The sequence below is a fragment of the Synechocystis sp. IPPAS B-1465 genome, assembly GCF_003015225.1.
Lineage (GTDB): Bacteria > Cyanobacteriota > Cyanobacteriia > Cyanobacteriales > Microcystaceae > Synechocystis.
The window spans coordinates 1,226,918-1,244,134 of sequence record NZ_CP028094.1; the positions used below are offsets into that span (position 1 = coordinate 1,226,918).

21 protein-coding genes are annotated in these 17,217 nt (G+C 48.9%); 11 read left to right on the forward strand and 10 right to left on the reverse strand.

All coding sequences use genetic code 11. The annotated features are described in order from the left end of the window. Nucleotides 1-136: 136 nt before the first annotated feature. Together C7I86_RS05760 and C7I86_RS05765 are read left to right on the forward strand one after the other, a co-directional pair. Entirely contained in the window at nucleotides 137-967 is an 831-nt protein-coding gene (locus C7I86_RS05760) for a fumarylacetoacetate hydrolase family protein (RefSeq protein WP_010872312.1), read from the forward strand. Between the two features lie 52 nt (nucleotides 968-1,019). After that, nucleotides 1,020-1,838: a HEAT repeat domain-containing protein gene (locus C7I86_RS05765; protein WP_010872313.1), complete on the forward strand. Its 819-nt coding sequence runs from the start codon at nucleotides 1,020-1,022 to the stop codon at nucleotides 1,836-1,838. 32 nt (nucleotides 1,839-1,870) lie between these two features. On the opposite strand, the gene grrM is transcribed toward C7I86_RS05765, so the two are convergent. From grrM to C7I86_RS05790, 5 genes are all read right to left on the reverse strand, one after another. Next, complete coding sequence (grrM, locus tag C7I86_RS05770; protein ID WP_010872314.1) at nucleotides 1,871-3,067, reverse strand: cyclophane-forming radical SAM/SPASM peptide maturase GrrM/OscB; 1,197 nt, start codon at nucleotides 3,065-3,067, stop codon at nucleotides 1,871-1,873. Nucleotides 3,068-3,106: 39 nt separating this feature from the next. Beyond that, nucleotides 3,107-3,625, reverse strand: a complete 519-nt coding sequence (locus tag C7I86_RS05775; RefSeq protein WP_020861653.1) for a hypothetical protein — start codon at nucleotides 3,623-3,625, stop codon at nucleotides 3,107-3,109. A gap of 44 nt (nucleotides 3,626-3,669) precedes the next feature. Next, nucleotides 3,670-4,104: a GrrA/OscA1 family cyclophane-containing rSAM-modified RiPP gene (grrA, locus tag C7I86_RS05780; protein WP_010872316.1), complete on the reverse strand. Its 435-nt coding sequence runs from the start codon at nucleotides 4,102-4,104 to the stop codon at nucleotides 3,670-3,672. 66 nt (nucleotides 4,105-4,170) lie between these two features. Beyond that, nucleotides 4,171-4,575, reverse strand: a complete 405-nt coding sequence (grrA, locus tag C7I86_RS05785) for a GrrA/OscA1 family cyclophane-containing rSAM-modified RiPP (RefSeq protein WP_010872317.1) — start codon at nucleotides 4,573-4,575, stop codon at nucleotides 4,171-4,173. Between the two features lie 108 nt (nucleotides 4,576-4,683). Beyond that, nucleotides 4,684-5,697 (reverse strand): amino acid ABC transporter substrate-binding protein, encoded by a 1,014-nt coding sequence (locus tag C7I86_RS05790; protein WP_102014006.1) that lies wholly within the window; start codon nucleotides 5,695-5,697, stop codon nucleotides 4,684-4,686. Between C7I86_RS05790 and C7I86_RS05795 the strand changes: the two genes are divergently transcribed. After that, nucleotides 5,684-6,412 (forward strand): precorrin-2 C(20)-methyltransferase, encoded by a 729-nt coding sequence (locus C7I86_RS05795; RefSeq protein ID WP_010872319.1) that lies wholly within the window; start codon nucleotides 5,684-5,686, stop codon nucleotides 6,410-6,412. The genes C7I86_RS05790 and C7I86_RS05795 overlap by 14 nt on opposite strands. On the opposite strand, the gene C7I86_RS05800 is transcribed toward C7I86_RS05795, so the two are convergent. Then, entirely contained in the window at nucleotides 6,409-6,963 is a 555-nt protein-coding gene (locus tag C7I86_RS05800; RefSeq protein WP_223211353.1) for a DUF922 domain-containing Zn-dependent protease, read from the reverse strand. The genes C7I86_RS05795 and C7I86_RS05800 overlap by 4 nt on opposite strands. A 72-nt stretch (nucleotides 6,964-7,035) precedes the next feature. Then, nucleotides 7,036-7,956, reverse strand: a complete 921-nt coding sequence (thrB, locus tag C7I86_RS05805; protein ID WP_010872321.1) for a homoserine kinase — start codon at nucleotides 7,954-7,956, stop codon at nucleotides 7,036-7,038. A 259-nt stretch (nucleotides 7,957-8,215) separates the two neighbouring features. Between thrB and C7I86_RS05810 the strand changes: the two genes are divergently transcribed. Further along, a complete protein-coding gene (locus C7I86_RS05810; protein WP_010872322.1) occupies nucleotides 8,216-9,349 on the forward strand; it encodes a phosphotransferase enzyme family protein in 1,134 nt (377 codons plus the stop codon). A 93-nt stretch (nucleotides 9,350-9,442) separates the two neighbouring features. On the opposite strand, the gene glmM is transcribed toward C7I86_RS05810, so the two are convergent. Continuing rightward, a complete protein-coding gene (gene glmM / locus C7I86_RS05815) occupies nucleotides 9,443-10,888 on the reverse strand; it encodes a phosphoglucosamine mutase (RefSeq protein WP_010872323.1) in 1,446 nt (481 codons plus the stop codon). A 167-nt stretch (nucleotides 10,889-11,055) separates the two neighbouring features. On the opposite strand from glmM, the gene C7I86_RS05820 reads away from it, so the two are divergent. The 3 genes from C7I86_RS05820 (at nucleotide 11,056) to ribF (ending at nucleotide 13,202) form a co-directional block, all read left to right on the forward strand. Beyond that, a complete protein-coding gene (locus C7I86_RS05820; RefSeq protein ID WP_010872324.1) occupies nucleotides 11,056-11,283 on the forward strand; it encodes a ferredoxin family protein in 228 nt (75 codons plus the stop codon). Between the two features lie 106 nt (nucleotides 11,284-11,389). Next, nucleotides 11,390-12,112, forward strand: coding sequence for an ABC transporter ATP-binding protein (locus tag C7I86_RS05825; RefSeq protein WP_010872325.1), 723 nt, complete (start codon nucleotides 11,390-11,392; stop codon nucleotides 12,110-12,112). 148 nt (nucleotides 12,113-12,260) lie between these two features. Further along, entirely contained in the window at nucleotides 12,261-13,202 is a 942-nt protein-coding gene (ribF, locus tag C7I86_RS05830; protein ID WP_010872326.1) for a riboflavin biosynthesis protein RibF, read from the forward strand. Nucleotides 13,203-13,212: 10 nt separating this feature from the next. Here the strand turns inward: ribF and C7I86_RS05835 are convergent, their stop codons facing one another. After that, complete coding sequence (locus C7I86_RS05835; protein WP_020861658.1) at nucleotides 13,213-14,031, reverse strand: HpsJ family protein; 819 nt, start codon at nucleotides 14,029-14,031, stop codon at nucleotides 13,213-13,215. A gap of 204 nt (nucleotides 14,032-14,235) precedes the next feature. Here C7I86_RS05835 and C7I86_RS05840 point away from each other — a divergent pair, with 204 nt between their 5' ends. Then, nucleotides 14,236-14,505 carry a DUF3143 domain-containing protein gene (locus tag C7I86_RS05840; RefSeq protein ID WP_010872328.1) on the forward strand — a complete coding sequence of 90 codons (270 nt, stop codon included), beginning with the start codon at nucleotides 14,236-14,238 and terminating at the stop codon, nucleotides 14,503-14,505. A 159-nt stretch (nucleotides 14,506-14,664) separates the two neighbouring features. On the opposite strand, the gene C7I86_RS05845 is transcribed toward C7I86_RS05840, so the two are convergent. Beyond that, nucleotides 14,665-14,889, reverse strand: a complete 225-nt coding sequence (locus C7I86_RS05845; RefSeq protein ID WP_010872329.1) for a Calvin cycle protein CP12 — start codon at nucleotides 14,887-14,889, stop codon at nucleotides 14,665-14,667. 284 nt (nucleotides 14,890-15,173) lie between these two features. Here C7I86_RS05845 and trpS point away from each other — a divergent pair, with 284 nt between their 5' ends. The 3 genes from trpS (at nucleotide 15,174) to yqeK (ending at nucleotide 17,209) form a co-directional block, all read left to right on the forward strand. Further along, nucleotides 15,174-16,187, forward strand: coding sequence for a tryptophan--tRNA ligase (gene trpS / locus C7I86_RS05850; protein WP_010872330.1), 1,014 nt, complete (start codon nucleotides 15,174-15,176; stop codon nucleotides 16,185-16,187). Between the two features lie 150 nt (nucleotides 16,188-16,337). After that, complete coding sequence (locus tag C7I86_RS18925) at nucleotides 16,338-16,505, forward strand: hypothetical protein (RefSeq protein ID WP_010872331.1); 168 nt, start codon at nucleotides 16,338-16,340, stop codon at nucleotides 16,503-16,505. A 125-nt stretch (nucleotides 16,506-16,630) separates the two neighbouring features. Then, entirely contained in the window at nucleotides 16,631-17,209 is a 579-nt protein-coding gene (gene yqeK / locus C7I86_RS05855; RefSeq protein ID WP_010872332.1) for a bis(5'-nucleosyl)-tetraphosphatase (symmetrical) YqeK, read from the forward strand. Nucleotides 17,210-17,217: the final 8 nt, after the last annotated feature.

Below are 17,217 nucleotides of genomic sequence, written 5' to 3' on the forward strand. Positions count from 1 at the left end.
CGGGGAGCTAGGGGTTAATCCCATAGTCGAACCTTTACCAAAAGCCTGTCCATGGACTGCAATACCCCTCTGACTCTAAACTTTGGGCAATGTTGGATGGGTTACCGTCCCCTTGATCACTTTCTTTAACACCACCATGGTCCAACGTTACGTTCGTATCCAGGCTGACTCTGGCACCGTCCATTATGGTTTGTTCCAATTGGATCACAGTGTGATTTTGCTAAGTGCGGCGCCTTGGTTGGGGGGCCAAGCCCTAGATGTTGCCGTTAGTGAAGGGGATTATCGGTTACTAGCTCCCTGTGAACCTTCTAAAATCGTGGCGGTGGGACGCAATTACCGGGCCCATGCGGCGGAATTGGGTAACGATGTGCCGGCGGAACCCCTCTTATTTTTTAAACCTCCTTCGGCGATCGCCGCTGACCAGGAAGAAATTGTTTATCCGTCCCAGTCCCAACGGGTGGACTACGAAGGGGAATTGGCAGTCATTATTGGCAAACAAGTAAAAGATATTACTGAAGAAGAAGCGGCCAGCGCCATTTGGGGCTACACCATTGCCAACGATATTACGGCTAGGGATTTGCAGCGGCAGGATTCCCAATGGACGCGGGCCAAGGGCTTTGACGGTTTTTGTCCCCTGGGGCCCTGGGTAGTACGTCACATCGACCCAGAGGCCCATTTGGAAACCACCGTTAATGATGAGGAAACTCCCCGGCAAGCCACGGCCATCAGCGATATGGTTTTTACTCCCCCGGTATTAGTGAGCTACATTTCCCGAGTGATGACCCTCTACCCTGGCGATGTAATTTTGACTGGTACTCCGGAAGGCATTAGTGCCCTCCAAGTGGGAGACAAAGTGGAGGTGGAAATTGAAGGCATTGGTAATTTAACTAATACAATCATCGCGCCTCCCCTAACGGCCCCGGAGTTAGCGGAAACGGTGGAGTTGGAAGTCGAAGCAGATAATTGATCTTAATTTCCGCCTCTGCTGTGCCTTATTGACCGAGATTTTTCCCTTGCCCATGAGTGAACCTAACCTCAACCCCGCCTATACCCTCGACCAGGCGATCGCCAATTTGCAACAAACAGAAGATGCCAGTGCCCGTTACTATGCGGCCTGGTGGATTGGTCGTTTTCGCGCTGCTCAACCGGAAACCATTGCTGCTTTGTTGGTCGCCTTGGAAGATGAAACTGATCGCTCCCCGGACGGTGGTTATCCCCTGCGGCGTAATGCGGCTAAAGCGTTGGGAAAATTAGGCGATCGCCAAGTGGTGCCGGCCCTAATCAAAGCCTTGGAATGTGAAGATTACTATGTGCGAGAGTCAGCGGCCCAGGCGCTGGAAGGTTTGGGGGATGCTAGAGCGATGGCACCTCTAATGGCCAAGTTAACGGGGGGATTAGCAGCGGCCCAGCTTGTGGAGGGTAAACCCCATTTAGCCCAACCCTACGAAGCGATTATTGAAGCCCTGGGTACTCTCCAAGCTGTGGAGTCCATTGGTTTAATTGAACCGTTTCTAGAGCATTTTTCCCCGAAAGTCCAATACGCCGCCGCCAGGGCCCTATTTCAGTTAACTGGGGATAACCGTTACGGCGACCTTCTCATTACTGCTCTGGGGGGGACAGACTTACAATTACGCCGTTCCGCCATGATGGATTTGGGAGCCACTGGCTACTTGCCCGGCGCCCAGGCGATCGCCAAAGCCTTTGCAGAAAATAGCCTCAAGTTGATCGCCCTGCGAGATTTGTGGGCCACCCATCGCCAAAGGCAAGCAAGTTCTGAATCGAAGGCGCTCAGTCCAGCTAGCCGACAAATATTGGAATTAATGGATAGTTTACTCTGAAATAATTGGAAATTTACAGATTTACGGAGATTTCAAGCTAGCCCCAGGGATTCTTCCAACGCACCAATTACGACTTCCGCCACCTGTTGAATGCGAAAACGACAGGCCAGGGTTTCAGTGGAATTAAAACTGCCATTTTCCCAAAATTTATTACTGCCAGCGCCACCACCACACAAACCGAAATAATCACAGGTTTGGCGACATTTTTCCACCCCCTGGGTCATATCGTGGTAAATGCGCTGGAATTTTTCCGTTTGACAAATAGATGCAAAAGAATCCGTTAACACATTACCAAAAATAAAATCACCATACTGGGGCGTTTTAATGGCTAATAATTCTGGGTCAAAGGTGGAAAAGTTACCCTGGTGGTCGATGCTAACAATGGCAAAGGGACGATTCATATCCGTGTGATCGAGACGGTCTTCGGTGTAAATCAAATTGCATAAACATTCAAATTCCCGCACTCGAAATTCTGGTTCACTGGTGCTGGTTAATTGCCAAAATCGTTCCAAAAATTGTCGATATTTTTGTAAAGTGCCCTGTTTATTCAGGGAAGATTCTGTGTTAATTCCCTCTGTTTCTTCCATATTAAAACCCACATCCAGTAGGTTATGATCCCGGAAAAAGTGAAAAATTTCGTCGGGATAATCTAAAGATTCTTCAGTTAAAACTGCAATAACACTGTGACAAATATCATTTTTTTGTAACCATTCAATGCCTCGCATGGTGGCGGCATGGCTACCCCGGCCAGTTCTGGTTTTACGGTGTTTATCGTGGAGAAAAGCGGGGCCGTCTAAACTAATACCCACATGGACAGGATATTGTTTAAAGAGGTCACACCAAGCTTGGTTAATTAAAATGCCATTACTTTGAAAGGAATGGTCAAACCACAGTTGGCGGTGATTGTATTTTTCCCCGTAGGTTTCGATCTTGGCAAAAGCCTGACGGTAAAATTCTAGCCCAGCGGCCAATGGTTCCCCCGCATGCCAACACAGACTAAAGTTGCTAGTGGTAAAAGGGCTAGCAAAAATCGCCTGCATAATTGGTTCCAACAAATCCAGGGGCAGATGATTTTTTAAATGGCGATCGGGTAAGTAACAATAATCACAATCTAAATTGCAATAGGAAGTGGGTTGAATAATAATTAAATTGGTGGGGCCAAAATTAGTTATGTCCACATCCCTTATACTTTCATTAATGGGTTGGGTTTGGTTGACTAAAGCTTGCATAAGTGATCACCAATTGAGGCAAATGATTTGTTATTACAATTAAAGGGGAGAAGTACATACCCAGATTGACTTTTGTTCATTAACTGGATCCATAATCAGTTGTGGCGCTAACCCTAAATTAGATTCCCTTGTTTCTTCAAAGTTAGAACCAAATACTGCTTGAAGTGGTTCACGGGCAATCTCCACAGGAACCTCAAAGGTGACAGCATAAACTCCCCAGGTGCCCGCCGGAATCATAACTGCTGAAACAGGAAGACCGTAATAACTTTCCTTAATTTGATAGTAAGCAAAGTCATCCTCGATTTTATCTGGCACAAGACGCTGAAAAAATCGATGTTTTGGCCGATCAATCCCTTCCCAGGGAGCAAGATAAACTCCTTCAAATTTACATTCAGGAAAGCTCCGCATCATGTCCTCAAAATCACTGGCAAAGTTATCGGTAATGACTTTCGCCGGCTCGGCAAGAAGGGGTTGGGATGGTAATAGTTGGTAACCAACAATTGCCAGGGAGACTATCACTACCCGATAAGCAGAAACAGATGAGAAAGAAAACAGCAATTTTGTTCCCTAGGTTTCAGTGTTGGCTGTGAAATGTTAGTAAACTACCAACGATTAACAAAACCACCGCCGCCGCCCCGGTTAACAAAGCCTCCCCCGTCTCCCCAACCATTGCCCCAGGGATTATTAACATTGGCAAAGCCGCCGCCCCCACTGCCATCGGCCCAGCCGCCGCGCCCGACATTAGCAAAGCCACCGCCCCCGGCACCATCACCCCATCCTCCCCGCCGGGCATTACCAAAACCACCACCACCGCCACCATTGGCAAAACCAGCTTGTAGATTAGCTCGATTGATGGGAGTTTCCTCTGGGGACATTTGATTAGCCCTTTGCTGTAGAGCTGAGCTGATATTGTTTAACCGAGTGGAAAGGGCATTCTGAGAATTAGTTGCCAGGGCATTGCCCGGTTCTGCCACTGTTCCGATCGCCGTTAGGGCAATTACAAATGCTGTCCAGCTAGAGCGGTTATTGATAGCCATGGATATTGCTCCCAGATTAATGAGGTGATGGGGAAAGAACAGATGGATGGATCTCAATGATAAGCCTTACCAACGGTTGATGAAGCCGCCCCCATCAGGCCAACGACGGTTATAGAAACCGCCCCGATCGCCCCAGCCGTTACGCCAAGGATTGATATTGCCGAAGCCACCGCCCCCTCGGCCATTGCCCCAGCCACCTCTACCTAGGTTAACAAATGTACCGCCACCTCGCCCATTACCCCAACCGATCGCCACCTGCATAGGGGTTTCTGGAGATTGGGAAGCATTTTCTGGGGAATTAGCTTTATCAGCAGTGTTTTTAAGGCTGGAATTAATGCGAGCAATGCGGGATTCAATGGTGGTGCCTTGATCTGGGCCATGATGGTCAACAGTGGCAGCCTGAGCTGAAGCGGACGTTACCCCGGCGATCGCCACCAGGAAAGCGGTCCAGCTAAGTTGGTTAGAGTTCATGACAAATACCTAAAAATGGACAACAACAATGGGGGTAGGGATTAGCCAAGGTTGGAACAGTCCCCAAAACGTGCCAACCAAATTACTACCAATTAAAGTCAACTTCGTTTACTGGCCATTTTTGGGTTCCATCACCTGCTCATGGGTAATTACTAGGTAATTAAAAAATTGACGGAGATTGTCATTGTCCACGGGCACAATACCTTCGGTGCCGATCCATTTGTCAACGATGGCCACATCTTCCGGATCCCCTTGGACATAACCCTCCGCTAGCCGTACCAGGGCCCGATTTGCCAAACGCAAAAAGCCGGGATTGTCCTCCCGCACCATACAACCGACCCCATACCTAGTTTCTGCTGGTTGGGGAATAACTTTTGTGTCAGGCATATCCAATACTTGTCGTAGACCTGCCAATTGAATACCATCTCCGGCCACTGCGTCTACAGTTCCTTTTTTCAAAGCTTCCATCCCCGCCCGCACACTGGTAACAGGCACCACTTCGATCTCATTTTGAACAATTTTCACCGCATCTTCCACAATAGTGTTGGGTACCATGGCTACCCGGCGTCCCATTAACGTTTCGCGGGAATTGATGGGAGTATCATTGGGCACCAATAATTGAATGCCAGCCACCGCATAGCTAACTGTGAAGTCCACGTAACGGTCCCGCTCCCAGGTAAAAGCAGTATCACAAACAATGTCTAGCTCCCCGGTTTTCAGTTTGGGCAAGGCATCACTCATATCCTGCACTTCAACAATCTGCAAAACCACATCCCGGCCCAGTTCTTTACCCACTTCCTCGCGGATACGGTCGGCAATGTCGATGGAGTAGCCCACCACCTCATTGTTATCGTTGATATAGGAAAAAGGCACATTGTCCAGGTTGGCCCCGATGGTTAAATTACCGGTGCGAATAATTTTCTCCATTACGGTTTCGGCGATCGCCGCTTGGGCTCCCACCGTAGCGAGTAACAGCCCAATGAAAGTGGCGGAGAACTGCTTCAACATGGCATTAATTAACCAAAAAGTTTGCGTCCAGTCTAATATAGACCGGCTTTTGCCCCGGTAAAGTAAAGAACTATTACAAACATTGTCGCAATCACTTTCTATGACCTTTGGCATTCTCCACGGTGTTAGTGTGGGCCCCGGTGACCCGGAGTTGATCACCCTCAAGGGGTTAAAGATTTTGCAATCCTGCCCCGTGGTAGCTTTTCCCGCTGGTTTACAAGGGCGATCGGGGGTAGCAGAACAAATCATTAATTCCTATCTGAAACCAGAACAAATTCGTCTGTCCCTCAAATTTCCCTATGTGCAAAAGGAAGAAATTCTAGAGCAGGCCTGGCAGGAAGCGGCCGCAGAAGTTTGGCCCTACCTAGAAAAAGGAATGGATGTGGCCTTTGCCTGTGAAGGGGATATTAGTTTTTACAGCACCTTCACCTACCTTGCCCAAACCTTAAAAAGTAACCATCCCCAGTTAGGGATCAACTACATTGCTGGGGTAAGTTCTCCCTTTGCTGGAGCTTCAACCCTGGGTTTACCCCTAACTTGTCAGGAAGAAAAGCTCGCAATTTTACCAGCATTATATTGCCCGGAAGAATTGGAAAAAGCGTTGGATTGGGCGGAGGTAGTAGTGTTGATGAAAGTTCGTTTAGTGTATGGACAAGTGTGGAAAATTTTAGCTAAAAGAGGACTATTAGACCAGGCTTGGCTGTTGGAAAAAATTTCTACCGCCGAGGAAAAAATTTACCATCCCCTCAGCCATTATCCCCAGCTGTCCCTCTCCTATTTTTCCCTAATGTTAATCAAGCAAAATCAAAATAAGATTGGCAGAATTTAACGGAGAAAATTTTCGAGCATAATGCCTTCTTTGCGGCCGTGATCAGTTTGGCGATCGTAGTCCAGATCCCTTTGGCGGTAAAGCTGGATAATCTGTTGAGCAGTGCTTTCAGCTTTGGTTTGTAGACTCTGACAGTTGGGAAATGGGCCGAGATTTAGTAAGGCTTTTTCAATGGCCCTAGCCCCATACAGACCGGAATTTTTATGGTTTTCCTCATGCTTAAATAAAGCGGCCAAGTAGTGATTAAAAACCCTGCGAGCTTCCGGATCACTGCCGTGGTTAGGGGGAATGCGGGGTAGGGTGTAGATAACATCAAGGTTGGTGGTAACTTTAGTGATTTGACATTGTTGGGCTGTGGACCACCATTGATACTGCCAGCGCACTAGCCATTGAGTATAGCCACGGTAACGTTTACCTTGAAAAATAATCGGGCTACGTTGATTTAATTCATTATTTAAATCCCATTTAGTTTTGGGATAAATAGAATAGTATTTATACTCGATTTTAACAATTGGTTCTGCCTCTACCCTAGCCGCCCCAAGCAGTCCCAAAACTATTGTTAATGGGGCAAGCAATGCTGACTTAACATACATTTTGCTCAGCCTGTTCACTGTTGGTAGTGATTACCTCAATTTGGTAATGGTTGCGCCCTTAGTATCAATGGGCAAACAATGACTTTCCGCTTCAATGCCTGCATCATGCCAGGTTTCCACTAGGGTGGAGGCGATCTGGGGAGCCCGGACTTCATCGGCGATCGCCAATAGGGTAGGGCCAGCACCGCTAATTACTAGGTTATAGGCCCCGGCGGCGAGGGCGGCCTGGTGGAGTTGGTCATAGGCAGGAATCAAACTCTGGCGATAGGGTTGATGGATTTGATCCTGGAGGGCCAGGGCTAACCAATCTCCCCGCCCTTGGCTAAAAGCTTGTACCAACAGCGCTAGGTGAGAAGCGTTAAAAATGGCGGCACTACGGTCATATTGATGGGGAAGAACAGCCCGGGCCGCTTCGGTGGATAACTCGAAATTGGGAATGGCCAAAACCGGGACAAATTTGCTCGGCCAATCCAAAGCAACCAATTGCCAATGGTCACCATTTTTGACAGCCAGTTGACAGCCCCCCAATAGGGCCGGAGCCACATTATCGGGATGTCCTTCCATGGCGATCGCCATCTGCAAAATTTCCGAGGTTGTGCAGGGATTACCCGCCGCTTGATTGGCCGCCAATAACCCCCCCACAATGGCCGTAGCTGAACTACCCAAACCCCGGGCCAAAGGAATTTCCAAGTCAATTTCCAGCTTTAGGGGTGGTATAGCCTGCCCAGTTTGTTGATAAAAGTAGGCGATGGCTTGGTAGAGTAAATTGTCCTTGGTGGTGCTGATTTTTTCCCCGTCCCTGCCCCTGGCTTCAATCAATAGATCAACTTCCGGGTCCGTCGGATCAGTCACCGTCACATGGTTATATAACCCCAGGGCCGCCCCCAAACAATCAAAGCCTGGGCCAATATTGGCGGTGGTGGCGGGCACAGAAACGGTAAAGCTGACCATGGCAAATAGCAGGGAAAATGGGGATTAATGCTCTGGCATTATCGGGCTTGGTCTGGGCCAGAGGCAATAGTGGCTTGACCCAGAGGCGATCGCTTGGCGGATACGATTGATTTTTGCCAAGGCGAAAATAGTTTACTTAGACCATGGCTACCTGAATGAATGATTGGGCAGTAATGGAATTAATGGGAGTAAAATATCCATCTATTCATCTGGTTTATTAACATTTACCTATATTTATTTGGGAGTTAAAGCCTAGCCAATGAAATCCACTGGAGAAACACTGAACATAGAAGAAAAAGTTTTTGCGATTGCGGATCAATTTGATCACCAAGGAAAAATTGTCCAGATCAAACCCTTTGGCAACGGCAATATTAATGACACTTTTTTGGTGGATCTAGACGGTCAAACGCAAACTAGTTTTATTTTGCAAAGGATTAACCATCAAGTATTTAAAAATCCAGCGGCAGTGATGGGCAATATGGTCAGGGTAACTACCCATATTAAGCAAAAATTACAACGGCAACCCCTGGAACGCCCTTGGTTAATGCCAGAAGTAATTTTGACTAAAAATAATCAAGATCATTGGGATTCGGGCACTGGAGAATTTTGGCGGGCGATTAGCTTCATTGCCGGTTCGGAATCCTTTGATATTCTGACAGACCCAGCCCAGGCCAAGGAAGTGGGCACAGCCCTAGGCATTTTCCATCAACTGTTGAGCGACCTTTCCCCCAGCCAATTAGTCGATACTCTGCCTGGATTTCACCATACTCCCATTTATCTCCAGCAGTATCAGCGGGCCCTGGCCCAGAATCCGAAGCTAACAGGATCATTAGGCCCAGAAATTAACCATTGCCAAAGGGTCATTAAAACTTGGCTTGATCAGTGTGGAGTATTGGAAACAGCTAAAGCGCAGGGACAATTACCCCTCCGGTTAATGCATGGTGATCCCAAAGTGAATAATATTTTGTTTGATCGCCAATCGGGAAAAGCAGTCAGCGTGATTGATTTGGATACCACTAAACCAGGTTTAATCCATTACGATTTGGGGGATTGTTTGCGTTCCGGTTGCAATCTGTTGGGAGAAGAAACGGAAAACTGGTCAGCAGTGGAATTTGATCTAGATCTTTGCCGGGCTATTCTTGAGGGCTATTTACCCCAATGTCAGCATTTTCTCACCGCCGCTGATTATGATTATTTGTGCCCCGCCATTGTCCTGATTAGCTTTGAATTGGGACTACGGTTTTTTACCGATTACCTTAACGGCGATCGTTATTTCAAAGTTAAATACCCGGAGCACAATCTAATCAGAGCTTTGGTGCAATTCCAGTTAGCTAGCCATATCCAAAGCCAAGAAGATGCCATTCGTCGGATGATCGAGGATATCAGAGGTTAAAGCCTTTTTGGATAAGGAATTATCCTCGCCGCTTACTATAGTCAAGGGTAGTAAACATTGGTTTTGCAGACTCTTTTTGCCAACTGATAACTGTTAACTATCCCCCAAATGGCATTGCACAGTGCTGGTGAGTTGGTCCGACCAATGGGCCGCCGTCTCCGCACAGGCCGCCTCCACCATGACCCGAATTAATGGTTCTGTGCCCGAAGCCCGCACTAAAATTCTTCCGGTGGTGCCCATGGACTTTTCCGCCGTGGCGATCGCCTGTTGCAAAGGGGCGCATTCTTGCCAATGTAAGCGGCGCTCCCGGTCTAGTACCCTGACGTTGCGGAGAATTTGGGGATAGGGTTGGAAACTTTCCGACAGCAGTTCGCTCAAAGATAAACCGGACTTTTGCACTAGGGTGGCTAAATGCAAGGCCGCCTGCAGGCCATCCCCGGAATAACTGTGGTGGTGGCAAATAATGTGTCCTGACTGTTCTCCCCCTAGCATGGCTCCGGTTTCCCACATTTGGGCTTGGACGTTTTGGTCCCCCACCGCAGTGCGAATTAATTTACCCCCCAGTTTTTCCCAAGCTCGCTCAAAGGCTAAGTTGGCCATGACAGTGCCGACAATTAGGTTATCGGGCAGATGGTTGCTCTCCTGGAGAGTTTTGCCCCATAAAAAGAGAATGTAATCTCCGTCCACCGGGCGGCCCTGGGCATCCACCGCCATCACCCGGTCTGCATCGCCGTCAAAGGCAAAACCTAAATCCGCCCCGGTTTCCCGCACAGCCCTTTGCAAACGATGTAAATGGGTGGAGCCGCAATCAACGTTAATTTGACTGCCATCGGCCAAATCGTGCAGAGCTATGACCTCCGCTCCCAAACTGCGAAAAATATGGGGTGCCAAATTGACCGAAGCTCCCCAGGCTAGATCCAACACCACTTTTAGCCCTTGAAAATTCAAGGGTTGGGGCAAACTACCTAGCAAAAAATCTTGGTAATATTGGACACGATGGGGCTGGCCATAACTCCTTCCCCATTGACTGGCATTCAGCCCGGAGGTTTGATTTTGTCCCCGCAGTCCTGCTTCGATCGCCGTGGCTAGGGATTTGGGTAATTTTAGCCCTTGGTGATCAAAAAACTTGATGCCATTGTCTTCCGGCGGATTATGGCTAGCGGAAATCATAATGCCCCCGATTGCCGCTGTTTTTCTGGTGAGATAGGCCACACAGGGAGTCGGACAAAGTCCGAGTTGCCACACCTCTACCCCGGCACTGTTCAAACCGGCGGCCATGGCGTTGGCTAGCATGTCACTGGAAAGTCGGGAATCCTGGCCGATAATCACTGGTCCAGCAGTATCAGTTTGTTCCCGTAATACCTGCCCCGCCCAAAAGCCCAAGGATAAAGCCAAAGGAGCCGTCAACAATTCCCCAGCCTTACCCCGGATACCGTCCGTGCCAAACAATGGCGATCGGGGCAAGCTCAAGCCGAATTCTCCCATCGTTGACGGCAAAGGCAGATCTAAACCACGACTGTGGATGGGGGAAGCAACCATCTGAAAATTTTCCTCACACAATTCTTCCTCTCAGGATAACTGCTCCGGGAAATTTCAGGTAAATCACGCCCCACTGGATTGCCTCAGGGGTTGAACGTCCGCTACCCTTAGAACTGTGACGATTTGTAAAAATCCGCCCAATTTTTAAATTCTGATTCCGGCGAAATATGCCCCATACCATTGTTACGGAAACCTGCGAAGGCGTGGCCGACTGCGTTGAAGCCTGCCCCGTAGCCTGCATTCACCCCGGAGACGGGAAAAACACCATTGGCACCGATTGGTACTGGATTGACTTTGCCACCTGCATCGATTGCGGCATCTGCCTCCAAGTTTGCCCGGTGGAAGGGGCCATTCTGCCGGAGGAACGGCCTGATTTACAGAAAAGCCCTGCCTAGGGTTGGGAGGGGTCTAACTGCCCTCGACTAGCTTAAATTTTGCTGGTTGACTGATATTCACTAAGTTCCGTGGCCTGGGTCGATCAAACTTTTCCACCCTTTATCTATGTCTGACCTCCTCGTTGTTAAGGACGTATTCGCTGGCTATGTGGCTGATGTGCCCATTTTGCAGGGTATTAATTTCTCCATTGCGCCGGGGGAGTTGGTCACAGTTATCGGCCCCAACGGAGCGGGAAAGTCCACCCTAGCCAAAACTATTTTTGGCCTACTCACTCCAAGCCAGGGGGAGATTATTTTTAAAGGGGAAAATATTACCGGCCTTGGTTCTGACCAAATTGTGCGTCGGGGAATGTGCTATGTGCCCCAGGTTTGTAATGTGTTTGGCAGCCTAACAGTGGCAGAGAATTTGGATATGGGGGCCTTTCTACACCAGGGTCCTACCCAAACCCTAAAGGACCGCATCTATACCATGTTTCCCAAATTAGCCCAACGCCGCAACCAGAGGGCTGGGACTTTATCGGGGGGAGAACGGCAAATGTTGGCCATGGGTCGGGCTTTGATGTTAGACCCGGATTTGTTGTTGCTAGATGAACCGTCGGCGGCCCTATCCCCCATTTTGGTCAAGGATGTGTTCGCCCAAATTAAGGCCATTAATGCAACTGGTAAGGCAATTATTCTAGTGGAGCAAAATGCCAAACAGGCCTTGATGATGGCTGATCGGGGTTACGTGCTAGAAAATGGCCGGGATAAGTTGGAAGGATCGGGGCAAAGTCTACTCAATGATCCTTTGGTGGGAGAACTTTATTTGGGGGCAGCGTATCACAACTAAATTTTTCGAGGGCGGCGGGTTTAAGACCGGATTTTTGAATGATTGCTCAGTATCCACAAAATCTCCAAAATTTCTCAACCCCCCCTTCTAGGAATAACGATTTTTTTGCCCTGACCGATTAGTTTTTATTAATTAATTGCCAATTACCTTGCGTATTCTTTCCACCACCAACGTTCTGCAGACCCCCACGGCGATCGCCTTGGGAAACTTTGATGGAGTCCATCGGGGCCATGGGGTGGTGTTGCGTCAGGTGATGGATTTTGCCCAAGCGGTGGAACATCTCTTACATCCAGCGGTGGTTAGTTTTAATCCCCATCCCCGCAGTTTTTTCAGTGGCCGCACCCAACCTTTATTGACTCCCTTGCCAGAGAAAGCAGCGCAATTGACGGCGATCGGCATTGAACAGTTGGTCTTATTACCCTTTACGGAAAAATTGGCCAACCTTAGCCCCAAGCAATTTGTCCAATCCATTTTAGTGGAGCAATTGCAAGCCAAATTTATCAGCGTTGGCCAGGATTTTTGCTTTGGTCATCAACGGCGGGGCAATGTGCAGGATTTACAAAACCTTGGGCAAGAATTTGGCATCACCGTGGCGATCGCCCAATTGGAGCAAACGGACACGGAACGGATTAGTAGTTCCCGTATTCGCCGAGCCTTAAAAGAAGGCAAGTTGGCAATGGCCAATCATTTGTTGGGACGGCCCTATGCCCTCAGGGGGACGGTGGTGCAGGGACAGCAATTGGGGCGTAAATTGGGCTTTCCCACTGCTAACCTTTGTTTGCCAGCGGATAAACTCTGGCCGAAGTATGGAGTGTATGCGGGTTGGGTCAATCTAAATGCCTTGGACGTACCCATACCAGCGGTGATTAACCTTGGCGATCGCCCCACAGTCAACGGCCAGGAACCTTCGGCGGAAGTGCATTTACTGCAGTGGTCAGGGGATTTGTATGGCCAAGGTTTAGAGGTGGCCTTGACCCACTATCTGCGCCCCGAAACAAAATTTGCCGGCTTGGACCAATTAAAAAATCAGATCGCCCAGGACTGCCAGCAGGCAGAAAAGTTACTCAATCTGGATGGGGCGATTCCTTAATGGCTTCAATCTAGGCGAGGGGATCGGCACTGGGGGGAGTCGGGGGAGCAGAAAGCAAATTTCTCAGGCCCAAAGAACCAAAGGCGGCGAAGCCGATGGAAAGCATCAAACTGCTCAGTCCCACCCGTAAGCCTTGTTTAAGAGCTTGGTTAGAGGCTTGGCTTTCTACTTTTTGCCGTTGCTCCGTCACCTGGTTTTCTAAATTAGTTTTAATTTCTTCCATTTTTGACTTCAGGGCGGCAGGATCTTTAGACATTTCCCGTAAACCTTTGAGTTCGTTCACTTGGCGTTCAATATTAGCCAGCTGCTCTTGGTTGAGGGGATTACCATTCGCTTGACCGGAGGCCAAAAGTTGCTCCCCTTCTTGGATTTGTTGTTCCAACGCCTCTGGATTTTGGGACAGGGCATCAAATTGTCTCAGGGCCCCTTCCACCTGTTCTTGCCCCTGGCCAATCTGGGTTTCCAGTCGGGCCAACTCCGCTGTCTTAATTTGGTTCACATTGGTCAAATGTATGGGGATCAACAATAAAAAGACCAACCCCAAGGCGATCGCCAAAATATAAATCGGCATCCGCAAATCAAAGCCATTTTTAGGGGAAGCTCCGGCGGTTTTTGCCATGGTATCCACCAAGTAACCAAGGGAAATCAACCCCATGCCCAACATCGGCACTATACCCCGGTCAACAATGCCCGTGATCGTTGTCAACTGCCACTGGGGATCAGCCATTTGCAGAGGGAAGATGAGGCTAAAAAAATCCAGCAGGGCAATGAGGACGAAAATAACGCCAAACAACTTTAATGTCAGGGCGGTAAAGGCAGGGATGTTCATAAATTCCAGAGAGCAACGCAATATACTATACGCCATCTTAGCTAAGCACTTTCCCCCCATGAGGCGCAATTTCAGCTTTGGGGGTGCCTCCTATCGAAAGTGCAAACAAGATCCAAGATCAAAGTTAGATGGTCTAGATTAGATTAGGCGAATTAAGCCAACGTCTGTCAAATTATCTAAATTATTTCCATTTTGCCATTGCCCATGAGCCTCCCCGCACCGGAAACTCCCCTCTATAACCATCCCCTGCCCCAATTAGAACGCTGGCTCATGGCCCTGGGTTGTCAGCAAGACCGTGGCGATCGCCATTGTTGGCTACTCCATCAAGGGGACTGGGATGCGGAACTGAGTTTGGACACAGAAGAACTTGTGATCTGCTACTTCCCCCACCAACCCCAACGCAAAGTGGTGCGGAGCTTTAAATATTCCCTCAGTCGCCAAGACGTGGAAGCTGCGGTCCTGGAAGGTCCCTAGGTTAACCCCAGGGAAGATATCCTTTACCACCATCCCTTAAACAAAACCAGCAAAGAGCAGTAACAACCCCCAGGTAATTGTCACTGCTTCAACCAAAAACATCGTTTTGGAAATCCTGGCGATCGCCAGTTGCGGCCATTGGGTTTGCCCCATCAGCCCCTAGTCGTCGTAAATGCGGCACTCAGCAGCGTCGGGGTTTTCGTCACAGAACTTTTCCAGGGTAGTTTGGGTGGGATGTTGTTGACGTTGGTGGGCGGCTTCCGCTTCTAGCTCTTCCACCGCATCCCAGGCCGCAGCGCACTCCGCCGGAGAGGCTTCATCGGTACTGCAAACTTGTCTAGCGTTGGCTAGCTCCTGTTCGATTTTTTCTTGAATATTGCTCATAAAGTTTAACCGCCTACGATTGTCTACAGAGAGTAAGGCTCATTCATGTTAGCGAATTTGGTTGGCTTTGGGTAGAAGGAACCACAACGGGAATATGCGGTTTTCCTCACTTTGCTGACCTCAACTTGCCCCATACGGCCCTGGGGGCCACCACCGGGGATAGTATGAAGAATTGTGAAAATGATCACAGGTTCACAACAGTTTCCTCCGGGAAAGCATGGGGTCAACTACACCGATTCCCAAGTTTAATTAAGTTTAATTTCGCTCATAGGTCAACCACTGCTATGGACAAGCCACGTATCCTTTCTGGAGTTCAGCCCACCGGAAATCTGCACCTAGGCAACTATTTAGGAGCTATCCGGAGCTGGGTTGAGCAACAGCAACATTACGATAACTTTTTTTGCGTGGTGGACCTCCATGCCATCACGGTGCCCCACAACCCCCAGACCCTAGCCCAGGACACCCTCACCATTGCGGCCTTGTACCTCGCCTGTGGCATTGACCTGCAATATTCCACCATTTTTGTCCAGTCCCATGTGGCGGCCCACAGTGAATTGGCCTGGTTGCTCAACTGCGTCACCCCCCTCAATTGGCTAGAACGGATGATTCAGTTTAAAGAAAAGGCCGTTAAACAGGGGGAAAACGTCAGCGTGGGGCTATTGGACTATCCTGTGCTCATGGCGGCGGATATTTTGCTCTACGATGCGGACAAAGTGCCCGTGGGGGAAGACCAAAAGCAACATTTAGAGTTGACTCGCGACATTGTGATCCGCATTAACGATAAATTTGGCCGGGAAGATGCGCCGGTGTTGAAGTTGCCAGAACCCCTAATCCGGAAAGAGGGAGCAAGGGTGATGAGCTTGGCGGATGGCACAAAAAAAATGTCCAAATCCGATGAGTCGGAACTGAGTCGCATTAACCTGTTGGACCCACCGGAGATGATTAAGAAAAAAGTTAAAAAATGTAAGACTGACCCCCAGCGAGGTTTATGGTTCGATGATCCGGAACGCCCTGAATGTCACAATTTATTGACTTTGTACACTCTCTTGAGCAATCAAACTAAGGAAGCCGTGGCTCAGGAATGTGCCGAGATGGGTTGGGGTCAATTCAAGCCCCTGTTAACGGAAACGGCGATCGCCGCCTTGGAACCAATTCAAGCAAAATATGCAGAAATTTTGGCGGATCGGGGGGAGTTGGACCGCATCATCCAAGCGGGTAACGCAAAAGCCAGTCAAACTGCCCAACAAACCTTAGCTAGGGTGCGAGATGCCCTCGGATTTTTAGCACCGCCCTATTAGGGCCCGTCATCGGGGCACCAGGAGCCGTGTTAGGATGAAGTTTGGGATGCGCCTCCACGGCCGAATATTTCCTGTGCAAACTTCCCTTAGCACGACGACCGCAAACGGACTCAGCAGTGGTCTGTAAACTATATTTATGAGGAACAAACAATGGCAAAACGTCGTAATTTAAAGAAGGAAAAAGCTGAACGTAATCGTGCTTATGCCCGTCAGTTTCGCTCCGCCAGTCGCACCCAAAACCGCCGCTATTCCGGTGGCCAAAGACAACAAGGTGACTCCAATGGCTCCAGCAATAACGGTGCCGCCAGCGACGTTTAATCTATTTTTAGCGCTCCTAAGGGTGGCTAAAACTTTGCATAAAAAACGGCGATCGGTGGGTTTCGGCCCGCCGTTTGTTGTCTGGGGTTTTTGGAGACTGGGGCTAGTAGTAAATTTTCCTTGCCATGGTTGAGTTAGACCGGAGTCGGGTAATCCATTGGCTCCAAGAAAATGTTTCCCCCCAACGGTTAGACCATATTTTGGGAGTCGAACAGACGGCGGTGCAATGGGCTCCCCTCCATAAAGTTGACCCAATCAAAGCGGGACAGGCAGGACTACTGCACGATTTAGCTAAATTTTTCCCGCCGACTAAACTATTGGTGATCGCCAAGGAACATAATTTACCCCTCGACCCGATTTTGCAAGCCACTCCCCATTTAATCCATGCCGATGTGAGTGCGATTATTGCCGCTGAGGAATTTGGAGTTGATGATCCGGACGTTTTAAAAGCTATCCGTTGCCATACTCTGGGGGCAGTGCCCATGGACCTTTTATCCTGTTTAATTTTTGTCGCTGATGCTCTGGAACCCACTAGGGGCAATGGTTTGGAGATAGAAAAATTACGCCAGGTAGCCCAACACAATCTTTACCAAGCCGTGCGCCTTACCTGTGAGCAAACCCTGACTTATTTAATCAAGCATCACAAAGTTATCCATCCCCAGGTGATTTTGACCCGCAATTGGGCGTTACAAATGGAAAAGTAAGCACAATA

Coding starts and splice junctions, on each gene's coding strand:
- C7I86_RS05760 (WP_010872312.1), top strand. CDS start 137: ATGGTCCAACGTTACGTTCGTATCCAGGCTGACTCTGGCACCGTCCAT.
- C7I86_RS05765 (WP_010872313.1), top strand. CDS start 1,020: ATGAGTGAACCTAACCTCAACCCCGCCTATACCCTCGACCAGGCGATC.
- grrM (WP_010872314.1), bottom strand. CDS start 3,067: ATGCAAGCTTTAGTCAACCAAACCCAACCCATTAATGAAAGTATAAGG.
- grrA (WP_010872316.1), bottom strand. CDS start 4,104: ATGGCTATCAATAACCGCTCTAGCTGGACAGCATTTGTAATTGCCCTA.
- grrA (WP_010872317.1), bottom strand. CDS start 4,575: ATGAACTCTAACCAACTTAGCTGGACCGCTTTCCTGGTGGCGATCGCC.
- C7I86_RS05795 (WP_010872319.1), top strand. CDS start 5,684: ATGACCTTTGGCATTCTCCACGGTGTTAGTGTGGGCCCCGGTGACCCG.
- C7I86_RS05790 (WP_102014006.1), bottom strand. CDS start 5,697: ATGCCAAAGGTCATAGAAAGTGATTGCGACAATGTTTGTAATAGTTCT.
- thrB (WP_010872321.1), bottom strand. CDS start 7,956: ATGGTCAGCTTTACCGTTTCTGTGCCCGCCACCACCGCCAATATTGGC.
- C7I86_RS05810 (WP_010872322.1), top strand. CDS start 8,216: ATGAAATCCACTGGAGAAACACTGAACATAGAAGAAAAAGTTTTTGCG.
- glmM (WP_010872323.1), bottom strand. CDS start 10,888: ATGGTTGCTTCCCCCATCCACAGTCGTGGTTTAGATCTGCCTTTGCCG.
- C7I86_RS05820 (WP_010872324.1), top strand. CDS start 11,056: ATGCCCCATACCATTGTTACGGAAACCTGCGAAGGCGTGGCCGACTGC.
- C7I86_RS05825 (WP_010872325.1), top strand. CDS start 11,390: ATGTCTGACCTCCTCGTTGTTAAGGACGTATTCGCTGGCTATGTGGCT.
- C7I86_RS05835 (WP_020861658.1), bottom strand. CDS start 14,031: ATGAACATCCCTGCCTTTACCGCCCTGACATTAAAGTTGTTTGGCGTT.
- C7I86_RS05840 (WP_010872328.1), top strand. CDS start 14,236: ATGAGCCTCCCCGCACCGGAAACTCCCCTCTATAACCATCCCCTGCCC.
- C7I86_RS05845 (WP_010872329.1), bottom strand. CDS start 14,889: ATGAGCAATATTCAAGAAAAAATCGAACAGGAGCTAGCCAACGCTAGA.
- trpS (WP_010872330.1), top strand. CDS start 15,174: ATGGACAAGCCACGTATCCTTTCTGGAGTTCAGCCCACCGGAAATCTG.
- C7I86_RS18925 (WP_010872331.1), top strand. CDS start 16,338: ATGGCAAAACGTCGTAATTTAAAGAAGGAAAAAGCTGAACGTAATCGT.
- yqeK (WP_010872332.1), top strand. CDS start 16,631: ATGGTTGAGTTAGACCGGAGTCGGGTAATCCATTGGCTCCAAGAAAAT.